This window comes from Rhizobium sp. LjRoot254 (assembly GCF_964254105.1).
Classification (GTDB): domain Bacteria; phylum Pseudomonadota; class Alphaproteobacteria; order Rhizobiales; family Rhizobiaceae; genus Rhizobium_E.
Window position 1 is genome coordinate 4,934,277 of record NZ_CAXUSM020000001.1, and the last position, 10,724, is coordinate 4,945,000.

At 58.8% G+C, this 10,724-nt stretch carries 7 protein-coding genes, 1 tRNA gene and 2 rRNA genes (1 of these 10 only partly in view); 1 reads left to right on the top strand and 9 read right to left on the bottom strand.

Annotated features, from left to right (window positions below; all coding sequences use genetic code 11):
• Positions 1–100 precede the first annotated feature (100 nt).
• The 6 genes from ACSQ26_RS24345 to ACSQ26_RS24370 form a co-directional block, all read right to left on the bottom strand.
• Positions 101–1,594 carry a sugar ABC transporter ATP-binding protein gene (locus ACSQ26_RS24345; RefSeq protein ID WP_436013510.1) on the bottom strand — a complete coding sequence of 498 codons (1,494 nt, stop codon included), beginning with the start codon at positions 1,592–1,594 and terminating at the stop codon, positions 101–103.
• Positions 1,595–1,601: 7 nt separating this feature from the next.
• Positions 1,602–3,152 (bottom strand): xylulokinase, encoded by a 1,551-nt coding sequence (locus ACSQ26_RS24350; protein ID WP_436013512.1) that lies wholly within the window; start codon positions 3,150–3,152, stop codon positions 1,602–1,604.
• A gap of 32 nt (positions 3,153–3,184) precedes the next feature.
• Positions 3,185–4,201 (bottom strand): ABC transporter permease, encoded by a 1,017-nt coding sequence (locus tag ACSQ26_RS24355; RefSeq protein WP_436013514.1) that lies wholly within the window; start codon positions 4,199–4,201, stop codon positions 3,185–3,187.
• Positions 4,198–5,187 (bottom strand): ABC transporter permease, encoded by a 990-nt coding sequence (locus tag ACSQ26_RS24360; RefSeq protein WP_436013516.1) that lies wholly within the window; start codon positions 5,185–5,187, stop codon positions 4,198–4,200. Before ACSQ26_RS24360 ends, ACSQ26_RS24355 begins: the two co-directional genes overlap by 4 nt.
• An 84-nt stretch (positions 5,188–5,271) precedes the next feature.
• On the bottom strand, positions 5,272–6,567 hold the full coding sequence (locus tag ACSQ26_RS24365) for a sugar ABC transporter substrate-binding protein (protein WP_436013518.1): 1,296 nt from the start codon (positions 6,565–6,567) through the stop codon (positions 5,272–5,274).
• Positions 6,568–6,652: 85 nt separating this feature from the next.
• On the bottom strand, positions 6,653–6,949 hold the full coding sequence (locus ACSQ26_RS24370) for a non-heme iron oxygenase ferredoxin subunit (RefSeq protein WP_436013520.1): 297 nt from the start codon (positions 6,947–6,949) through the stop codon (positions 6,653–6,655).
• A 361-nt stretch (positions 6,950–7,310) separates the two neighbouring features.
• Between ACSQ26_RS24370 and ACSQ26_RS24375 the strand changes: the two genes are divergently transcribed.
• Positions 7,311–7,616 carry a hypothetical protein gene (locus ACSQ26_RS24375; protein WP_436013522.1) on the top strand — a complete coding sequence of 102 codons (306 nt, stop codon included), beginning with the start codon at positions 7,311–7,313 and terminating at the stop codon, positions 7,614–7,616.
• Positions 7,617–7,899: 283 nt separating this feature from the next.
• On the opposite strand, the gene ACSQ26_RS24380 is transcribed toward ACSQ26_RS24375, so the two are convergent.
• The 3 genes from ACSQ26_RS24380 to ACSQ26_RS24390 form a co-directional block, all read right to left on the bottom strand.
• Positions 7,900–7,976 (bottom strand) — tRNA-Met (locus tag ACSQ26_RS24380).
• 158 nt (positions 7,977–8,134) lie between these two features.
• Positions 8,135–8,249 (bottom strand): 5S ribosomal RNA (gene rrf, locus ACSQ26_RS24385).
• Positions 8,250–8,504: 255 nt separating this feature from the next.
• Positions 8,505–10,724: ribosomal RNA gene (locus ACSQ26_RS24390) — 23S ribosomal RNA — on the bottom strand; it runs 579 nt beyond the window's last position.

Sequence of the window (10,724 nt, forward strand, 5' to 3'; positions counted from 1 at the left end):
TCATTGTTCCGATAGGGTCATTGCTGGCGCGAGGTGACGTTCAAAAGCGTGGGCCGGGCGGGCCCCGGGGAGGAAATCCCGCCCGGAACTGCGGTTTCGCTCACGCGAAGAACCGCTGCGTTATGGCTTCGGCCGAAAATTCGGATCGTTGGAACTCTCCGGTGATTCTGCCGCGACTCATTACGATGATGCGGTCGCAGACGTGCAGCATTTCCTGCAGCTCCGTGGTCATGAGGATCAGCGCCCGGCCTTCTTCTGCCAAAGTCTGCAGGGCATCCCAGATCTCGGCCTTTGCGCCGACGTCCACACCGCGAGTGGGATCCTCGGCAATGACGATCCCGCTCTTTCTTGCTATCCATTTGCCGATGACGATCTTCTGCTGATTGCCGCCCGACAATTGGGAGGCCTTCTGCGTAATCGTGCTGACCTTGATCGAAAGCCGCTTGACGAGGTCGGCTGCCAGGCGGCGGACACGTCCATGACGCAGCACGCCCCATTTGCCCACGACCCTGAGCGTCGTCATCGACGCATTGTCCGCGACATTCATTCCGAAAACCAGGCCCTCGTGCTTGCGATCCGCCGGCATATAGGCGACGCCCAGCCGTATGGCATCATGCGGCGATCTCAGCCTGACCACCGAATTGTCGATGACGATCCGGCCCTCGTCGGTCGCGATTGCGCCGAACAGTGCCTGTGCCAGGGCTTCACGATTGCAGCCGAGCAAACCGGCGACACCAAGTATCTCGCCTTTCCTGAGCTCGAAGGAAATGTCCCTGAACTTCCCCGTCTTGGCGAGCCGATCGACCTTGAGCCTGACTTCGCCCTGAGCACGAGGGCGATAGACGCTTTGCAAATCGGCCTTCGCCTTTCCGACCATGTGAGACACGAGCAGCGGCTCGGTCACACCGGTCGCGTCAAGCGTCGTCACGACCCTGCCATCCCTGAGCACGGTGATCCGGTCGGAGATCTCGAGTACCTCGTTGAGGCGATGGGAAACATAGACGATCCCGAGCCCTCTGGATTTCAGCATCTTTACGACACTGAGCAGGTGGGCGACCTGATCGTCGTTCAGCGACGCGGTCGGTTCGTCGAGAACGATCACCTTGGGATCGGTGGCGAGCGCACGGCATATCTCGACGATCTGCTGTTCGTTGAGGCTCAGCGTCCTGAGTTCCCGGTTGGGATCGATGCGCACGCCGATTGTTTCGAGCAACTCGGCCGCCTTGCGGTTCATCGTCGCCCGGTCGATCCGGCCGAAACTGCTTCGAGGCTCTCGGCCCAGGAACATGTTCTGTGCCACGCTGAGATTGGGGCAGAGCACGAGTTCCTGGTGCACCATCGCCAGCCTGTGCTCGATCGCGATCGTCGGCGTGGCAAGTGTCACCTGCTCGCCGCCGATCAGGATCTGGCCTTCGTTCGGCTGCTGCAGGCCGTTCATGCAGGAGAGCAGCGTCGATTTGCCCGCGCCGTTCTCACCGACAAGTGCGTGAACTTCACCTGCCTTCAGATCGAAGGACACATCAGCGAGCGCCCGGACTCCCGGAAAGGTCTTGCTGATATTGCGAAGTTCGAGAAGCGGCGTTTGCTTTTCCATGGCGCCCTCAATTCACCGCGTATTTTTCGAGCAGGCCCCGGTGCCGGTCCATCGAAGGCATGAGGCTCTGATAGATCGCCCGCCATTCCTCGAAGAAATCGACGTAACGACGGTTGGCGGCGGGATCGGGGTCGATCGTCTCCTTGATCCGGATGATGTCGGCGAGCGGCGTGACCGGATCGGGATAGATCCCGGCCGCGACGGCTGCGAGCACGGCGTCCCCGATCGGGGCCGCCTCGCCGATATCGGGAACTTTGAGCGGCCGGTTGACGACGTTTGCGGTGATCTGGTTCCAGAACCGGCTCTTGGTCGGGCCGCCATTGAGGACGAGCGTATCGATCTTCGCGCCGGCCTCTTCCGCGATGCGGAAGTTGGAGAGCAGGTCGAATGCGACGCCCTCGATCAGCGAACGGATCATCGTCGCACGCGTGGTCGTCGGCTGTACACCGAAGAAGACGCCGGTCGCGTTGCTATTCCAGTTGGGCGCCAGAGAATTGCCGAGATAGGGCAGATAGAGCAGGCCGTTCGAGCAAGCGGGCACGTGCTTCGCCTGCTCGGTGAAGAGATCGAACACATTCTGGCCCATGCGCTCGGCAAGACGGAATTCGGAGTCACCGAACTGATCACGGAACCACTTGAGCGAAGCGCCGGTGAAAGCCATGGGTGCGTCGAACATGGTCAGGCCCGGCAGGACGTGCGGCCATTTCAGGATACGGTATTCTTCGAGCACCTGCTCGGTCGGGATCATGATCCCGAGATTCGATCCCGTGCCCATGGAATAGAAGGCTTCGCCCGCCTTCGTGACGCCGACGCCGAGGGCGGCGGAACTGATGTCCGTGCCGCCGGCCGCGACGATCGTGCCAGGGCGCAGGCCGGTCTCCTCGGCCGCCTTGGTGGTGATCTCGCCGACGACCTCGTGCGATCTGTAGAGCCTGGGGAATTTCTCGATCGGAATGCCGATGGCATTGGCGACCGCAGGGTTCCAGGCTTCCTTCTGGTATTCGTAGGCATAGGCCAGGCCGGCATCGCCCGTGTTCATCGTGAAGTTGCCGCACATGCGATAGGTGCAATAGCCCGCGGGCGACAGGAACTTGTGGGTCGCGGCAAAGACATGCGGTTCATGCTTGGCGATCCATAGCGCCTTGGGATCGATGAACCACGGCGCGACGCGATTGCCGTTGTTGCGGTTGATCTCCTTCTCCCCGATCGTGTTGCGGATATCCGTGCACTCCTCCTCGGAGCGGGAATCCATCCAGATCATGGCGGAGCGGAGCGGTTTGCCCTTGTCGTTGACCGGAAGCGTGACGCCGACGAGGCCCGAAATCGCAACGCCGGCGATCTGGTCGGCGAAGTTGCCCTGCTCGAGACATTGCCGGATCGAAGAGGTAACGGCCTGCCAATAATTGTCGGCCTCCTGCTCCGCCCAGCCCGGCCGTGGATGAAAGAGCGGGTGCTCCTGCGAGCCGAAGGCGACGATCTTTCCAGTCTGCGTGTCGAGCACGCAGGCCTTCACATTCGTGGTTCCAATGTCGATTCCGATTGTAAGATGTCCAGCCAAGCGAGTTCCTCCCATGCGAGTCGATTGAGTGTTTAGGTCTTGCGCTGAAGGCGGGCCAAGCTCACGGCCAGGATCAGCACGGCTCCGATCGTGAGATTCTGGTACCAGGTCGGGACGCCCCACATGGCGAGCAGGTTCAGCCCCGCCGAGAAGGCTACCGCCGCCAGAAGCACACGCCACAGAGATCCGGTCCCTCCCGCAAGCGCCACGCCTCCGATGACCGCGATGGCGATGGCCGTCAGCTCATAGCCCTGCGCCAGCGCCGCCTCGACCGATTTGAGCCGGGCGGTAAAAACCAATCCCCCCATCGTCGCGAACAGCCCGCTCAGCGCGAATGCCGCGACGATATACCTGTTGGTCTTGATGCCGGAATAGAGCGTCGCGGTCTCGTTGCCGCCGATCGCGTAGAGCCGGTTGCCCGCTACGGTTCGGGAAAGAAAACTCTGTGCGAACAGGACGAGGACCAGGAGCAGCACGAAGCTGACCGGTATGCCGAGCCAGAGCGCGTCGCTCAGCCAGTTGAAGAGTGCACCCTTGAGATAGAAAGGCGCGCCGTTGGTGGCGAGATAGCTCAGGCCGCGCAAAGCTGTCAGCGACACCAGCGTCATGATGAAGGACGCCACCTTGAAATAGGCGACACCGATCCCGTTGATGGCGCCGACGGCAATTCCCGTCAGCAGCGAGATGGCGATGAACAGCAGCGGCGAGCCCGCGAATGTGTTGCCCTTGACAATCCACCTCAGGCCCAGTTCGCGGCCGATCCAGGCGGTGATGACGACGCCGATGATGATCGAGAAGACCATGTTGGCGGCCACCGACAGGTCGATCCTGCCGGTGATCAGAACTATTGTCATGCCGCTGGCGAGCAATCCGACGAGGGCTGCGTTGCGCAGCAGATTCTGGATGTTGAGCGCCGAGAGATAGTGAGGCGACGTTGCCGCTCCGACAATCAGGATTGCCAGGATGATCCAAAGGATCGGTTCTTTGGCGACGTTTCCGACCCAGGGCGGTCGAACGGCCGGCACGGGCGTGGTTTCGGCGATGATCATTTCACGAACCTCCGGTTCTTCATGCCCGGCATGACGACGACGAGAATGACGAGCGCGGTAACCACCTGCTGCATGTAGAAGCTGACGCCCATCTGGTTCAGCAGGTTGTTGATCACTCCGATGATGAGGGTTGCGGTGAGCGTGCCGAACACCGAGCCGGTGCCGCCGGCAAGTGCGGCACCGCCAAGCACCGTCACCGCCAGCACCTTGAGTTCGAGGCCGGGAAAGGCGGCGGGATTGATATAGCCGAGCCGGGCGCTCTCGATGAGGCCGGTGAGTGCGGCGCAGAGGCCGCAGAATGCGAAGACAGCGATCTTCACGCGGTCGATCCTGATGCCGGACAAAAGTGCGGCGCGCGCATTGCCGCCCGTGGCGTAGAGCTTGCGCCCGAAGGTCGAACTTCTCGTGATGAAGACGCAGATGAGCGCCAGCACCGCCAGCAGGACGATCGGCACCGGCACACCGAGAAGGGCGCCGCGTCCGAACCACATATATTCCGCGATCTTTTCCGGATAGGTCGCCTGACCGGCGGAGAAGATGTTGGCGAGCGCGCCGGCAATGCCCAGCATCGCGAGCGTCGAGATCAGCGAGGAAATGCCAACCTTCGCGACGAGCACACCATTGGCGATCCCAAGACAGAGCCCGCAGAGCAAGGTTGCTCCGAGGATCAGCACCGGCGATCCGGTAGGCAGCAGCAGCCCGCCGATAACGGTTGAGAGCACAGCGACTCCGGCCACGGAGAGGTCGATTTCGCCGGTTATGACGACCATCGTCATGCCGAAGGCGAGGATGCCTATTCCGGCCACCGCGGTGAAGATGACGCGAAGGTTCTCCGACGACAGGAAGCCGGGATAGAGAACCTGACCCACGGCGACCAGCGCGATCAGCACCGCGACACGGCTGAGATCGCCGATCTCGGGCAGGAATCGCACCTGCGCCTGCCACCCGGCTGTTTTGAACGAAGGCTTCTCTTCGATGATGGTCATATGACGGGTCCGCCGGAATAACTTATGGTCTAGCGCCGCAGCCGGAGAACGGGCCGCGGCGCACGTCTTGGGAGGTTTGTCCCTTTAGTTGACAGCCGGCCCGTAGGCATAGGGCCACTCATCCGGCGTCATGGTCTCGACGCCTTCGATGGTCATCTTGGTCTTGGTGATCATCGGCAGGTTCGGCGTCATGATGAGTTTTGGCGGAGCCTCGTTGAGACCTTCCTTGGCACCGATATGCTTGATGACCGCGCGGATGCCGATGTCGCCGATCAACGGCGTGTAGGGCGATACCATGTCGATATTGCCGTCGGTGATCTCCTTCAGGACTTCCTTCGCGTCGTCGTTGGCGAGGATCACGATCTTCTTGCCGCCCGGCGCGGAGTTCAGGCGCTTCGCCTCGCGGATGGCATCGAGCGCGCCCATCGCTTCCTCGCCGCCTGTATTGAAGCTCACGGCGATATCGCTATAGGCTTGGAGCGCATCTGCGGTCGATTGGAAGGCAAGCGTGCGCTGGCTGTTGGTGTGATAGTTGCCCTGGATGTTGAAGCCATCGACATTGCCGATCGCTTCGAGGAAGGCGCCGGTGCGGATCGAGTCGGCGGTGCTGCCGAGATCCTTGCGGTTGAGGACGATATTGCCCTCCTTCATCACTTCCTTGAGATAGAGGCCTTCCTGCAGTCCATTGGCGTAGAAATTGCCGAGGACTTCGGAACTGATCTTCTCCGACGAGGTGCGGCGGTCGACGCTGACGACCGGAATACCGGCGTCGATCGCGCGATCGACCGGCGGGCCCATCGGCGCTTCGCGCGACGGCCAGAGCACGATGCCGTCATATTGCTTGGCGACCCAGGTATCGATGACCTGTCCCATCTTGTTGTCGTCGAACTCGGCGTCGATGACCTCGATCTGGATGTTCGGATGGCGGGCAGCCTCCCAAGCGGCGGTATCGGCGAGGCTGATCAGCCATGGATGGTTGAAGCCATGGAAGACGAAGCCGATCTTGTAGGTCTTCTTGGGATCGAGCACCGCCCCTTCGGGCAACGGAATGTAGTCGGTGAACGGTGCCTTGATCTCGAGCTTGCTGTAAGGGCCGGTGAATGTCGCGCCCATGCCCGGCTTCCATACGAAGCCCTCGGCCAGTCCGCCGACCGGATAGGCATCGAGGTAGTCGCGGAATCCGTCTTTTTCGAACAGTTCGCCGACACTTTTGTTGGAGATGCCCGCCTGCGCACTCTTCGAATAGGATGCGATCAGGCCATTCAGCACGTCATGAACGCCCTCGGCATGTGCCTGAACGGTCAGACAGCCCTGGGCAACCGCAAAGGCAACGAGGCTCATTGCGCCGCCGATGACGGCGCGCCGTGTAATTCTCAACATGGTTTCCTCCCTAAACTGGACGATATTGTCCCATCTGATCGCGCCGCTCCTCCGGGCGCGCCAGCATTCCTCCGTACCCACCCGGTCACTCGACCAGCACGTACACCTGCCCATTCTCGACCTTGGTCTTGAAAGTCTTCAGATTCTTCGTGACGGGCGGCGAAAGCGCAGCACCCGTGCGAATGTTGAACAGCCCCTGATGCAGCGGACATTCGATGGTCTCGCCGTCGATATATCCCTCGGACATGAAAGCATGCTCGTGCGTACAGATTCCGGCAGTTGCAAAAAACTTTCCGGACAGATTATAGACGGCAATGCACTGTCCATTGTGATTGAACCGCATCGCATCCTCCGATGCGAGCACCCCGGCCTCCACTGCCATGACCCATTCCGACGCGGTTACGTTGGAGCTCTCCTCACCCATGATATTCTTTCAGTTTTGTTTGTTTCATTGCTGATCAGGTTCGTTCTGATCTTAGTTATGCCTCCCGGGTGCTCAAATTCATTCTTTAGATAGGGTCATTGGCGCGCCTGGTTCGCCTCGAAATGTCACGCACAATCCCATGGCACCTGCGAACCGTCCCCTCCGGTCGGACATCGCGACTTTTTGGAGGTGATGGGAGCCTTACTTCGGGCCCCGTCGTTCAAATCGGCTGGTGGGATGACCTTACTTTGCAAAGTTTGGGTTGACCGTTCTTATTCGCAAGGCGACACTCCGAGCTGCGGGCGGACAGGAGGAAATAATGGACGAACCAGAACTCTGGCGACATATGTCAAGCGCACCGAAAGACGGCAATCGCATCCTTGTAACGATCCGCCAGTCCGAGCAGGGGCCAGCGGAAGTCGATCTCGCCTATTGGTCGAATGGTGATCAGTTCGGCGGAGAAGGATGGCGCTCCTCTGATTCCTCGCCGGGTCGCATTGTCGAATATGCGGAGCCGGAATTGAAGTGCTGGATGCCGATGCCTTCAGCCAACCTGTCTCGCACCTCATTTCCCTCGCCCTGGGAGGGCAAAGACGCCCCGGAGCTCGACGGGTCCGGGATTTGAGAGCCTCCCGGAGAGGGCATGATGTCTTCTTGCCGAAGCTGGCGAGTGCATCAAGTCCGTGCCCATTTAGCCAACGCAAAAAGCCCGCCGCATTTCTGCTGACGGGCTTTTGATTTGGTTGCGGGGGCAGGATTTGAACCGTTCGGGTCTCAAAACAGTCCACTGGACTGTTTTGTCTCACTACGTTCGAACGACCGCTCACCCTTCAGGTTATGAGCCTGACGAGCTACCGGGCTGCCGGCAACAAAAAAGCCCGCCGCATTTCTGCTGACGGGCTTTGATTTGGTTGCGGGGGCAGGATTTGAACCTGCGGCCTTCAGGTTATGAGCCTGACGAGCTACCGGGCTGCTCCACCCCGCGTAAGTCTTCGGACATCGGGTCCGGTTATTTGTGTATTGTACAACGACAATGGGCCGCTTTGAGGGCGGCCCGTTGTGTCCGGTCGTTGCCGGATGTGATCGTTTTTCGGACGACGAAGACGTCGCCTTGTTGAGACTGATTAGATTTGCGTTTTGCAGACCTGGCAGCGACCTACTCTCCCGTGCCTTAAGACAAAGTACCATCGGCGCTGGGGCGTTTCACGGCCGTGTTCGGAATGGGAACGGGTGCGGCCACCCCGCCAGAACCACCAGGTCGGCAAAGCGCAAAGCTAATCATGAGAAGCTGGTGAGGCGATGCCTCGTTTTTATTTGAATGAATGCAGTGTTTTCACATTGAACTCTCTCAGGCCCGGATGGGATTACCCATACAGGCCGATAGGCCGTCGCCGACTTTTCGGCGGAGCCCGTCCGGAGCACTCTTTCGTGCGTCAGGACAAGAGAATCCATTGCTTGTCTCATAGCGGACGAAGGCTTTGCCTTCGCCGCGTGATGAGCACAAGCAATGAGAACGATGAAGTCTATCGAGCTATTAGTAACGGTAAGCTTCACATGTTGCCATGCTTCCACACCCGTCCTATCAACGTGGTCGTCTTCCACGGCTCTCAGGGAACACTCGTTTTCAGGTTGGTTTCCCGCTTAGATGCCTTCAGCGGTTATCCATTCCGTATATAGCTACTCTGCTATGCCCTTGGCAGGACAACAGATCCACCAGAGATACGTCCATCCCGGTCCTCTCGTACTAGGGACAGATCCTGTCAATATTCCTACACCCACGGCAGATAGGGACCGAACTGTCTCACGACGTTCTGAACCCAACTCACGTACCGCTTTAAATGGCGAACAGCCATACCCTTGGGACCTGCTCCAGCCCCAGGATGCGATGAGTCGACATCGAGGTGCCAAACAACCCCGTCGATATGGACTCTTGGGGGTCATCAGCCTGTTATCCCCGGCGTACCTTTTATCCGTTGAGCGATGGCCCTTCCACGCGGGACCACCGGATCACTATGACCGACTTTCGTCTCTGCTCGACTTGTCAGTCTCGCAGTCAGGCGGGCTTATGCCATTGCACTCGACGAACGATTTCCGACCGTTCTGAGCCCACCATCGCGCGCCTCCGTTACTCTTTCGGAGGCGACCGCCCCAGTCAAACTACCCACCATACACTGTCCCGGACCCGGATGACGGACCGCGGTTAGACATCCACGAAGATAAGGGTGGTATTTCAAGGATGGCTCCACGAGAGCTGGCGCCCTCGCTTCAAAGCCTACCACCTATCCTACACATGCCTTGGCGAATGCCAGTGTAAAGCTATAGTAAAGGTGCACGGGGTCTTTCCGTCTGACCGCAGGAACCCCGCATCTTCACGGGGAATTCAATTTCACTGAGTCTATGTTGGAGACAGCGGGGAAGTCGTTACGCCATTCGTGCAGGTCGGAACTTACCCGACAAGGAATTTCGCTACCTTAGGACCGTTATAGTTACGGCCGCCGTTTACTGGGGCTTCGATTCAAAGCTTGCACCTCTCCTCTTAACCTTCCAGCACCGGGCAGGCGTCAGACCCTATACGTCGTATTGCTACTTCGCAGAGCCCTGTGTTTTTGATAAACAGTCGCTACCCCCTGGTCTGTGCCACCCTACTGCACTTGCGTACAATAGGGTCACGCTTCTTCCGAAGTTACGCGTGCAATTTGCCGAGTTCCTTCAACATAGTTCTCTCAAGCGCCTTGGTATACTCTACCTGACCACCTGTGTCGGTTTCGGGTACGGTCTATACGGTGGAGCTATTTCCTGGAACCGCTTCCCTGCCCAATCAATCCAATAAGACTGAACAAGTTACGCAATCCGTCACTACCACCAGGCCCACGAATATTAACGTGGTTCCCATCGACTACGCATTTCTGCCTCGCCTTAGGGGCCGGCTAACCCTGCTCAGATTAACTTTAAGCAGGAACCCTTGGTCTTTCGGCGAGGGAGTCTCTCACTCCCTTTATCGTTACTCATGTCAACATTCGCACTTCCGATACCTCCAGAGGCCCTCACGGGTCCTCCTTCACAGGCTTACGGAACGCTCCGCTACCACGTACACTTGCGTGCACATCCTCAGCTTCGGTGCATGGCTTTAGCCCCGTTACATTTTCGGCGCAAAACCCCTTAATTAGACCAGTGAGCTGTTACGCTTTCTTTAAATGATGGCTGCTTCTAAGCCAACATCCTGGTTGTTTTGGGAGTCTCACATCCTTTCCCACTTAGCCATGACTTGGGGACCTTAGCTGGAGGTTAGGGTTGTTGCCCTTTTCACGACGGACGTTAGCACCCGCCGTGTGTCTGCCGATTAGTACTCCCCGGTATTCGGAGTTTGGTTAGGATCAGTAAGACGGTGAGTCCCCATAGCCCATCCAGTGCTCTACCCCCGGGGGTATTCGATCGACGCTCTACCTAAATAGATTTCGCGGAGAACCAGCTATCTCCAGGTTTGATTGGCCTTTCACCCCTAACCACAAGTCATCCCAATCTATTGCAACAGATGCGGGTTCGGTCCTCCAGTTGGTGTTACCCAACCTTCAACCTGCTCATGGCTAGATCACCTGGTTTCGGGTCTAATGCAACAAACTCAATCGCGCTATTAACACTCGCTTTCGCTGCGCCTACACCTACCGGCTTAAGCTTGCTTGTTACACTAAGTCGTTGACCCATTATACAAAAGGTACGCAGTCACCCTTGCGGG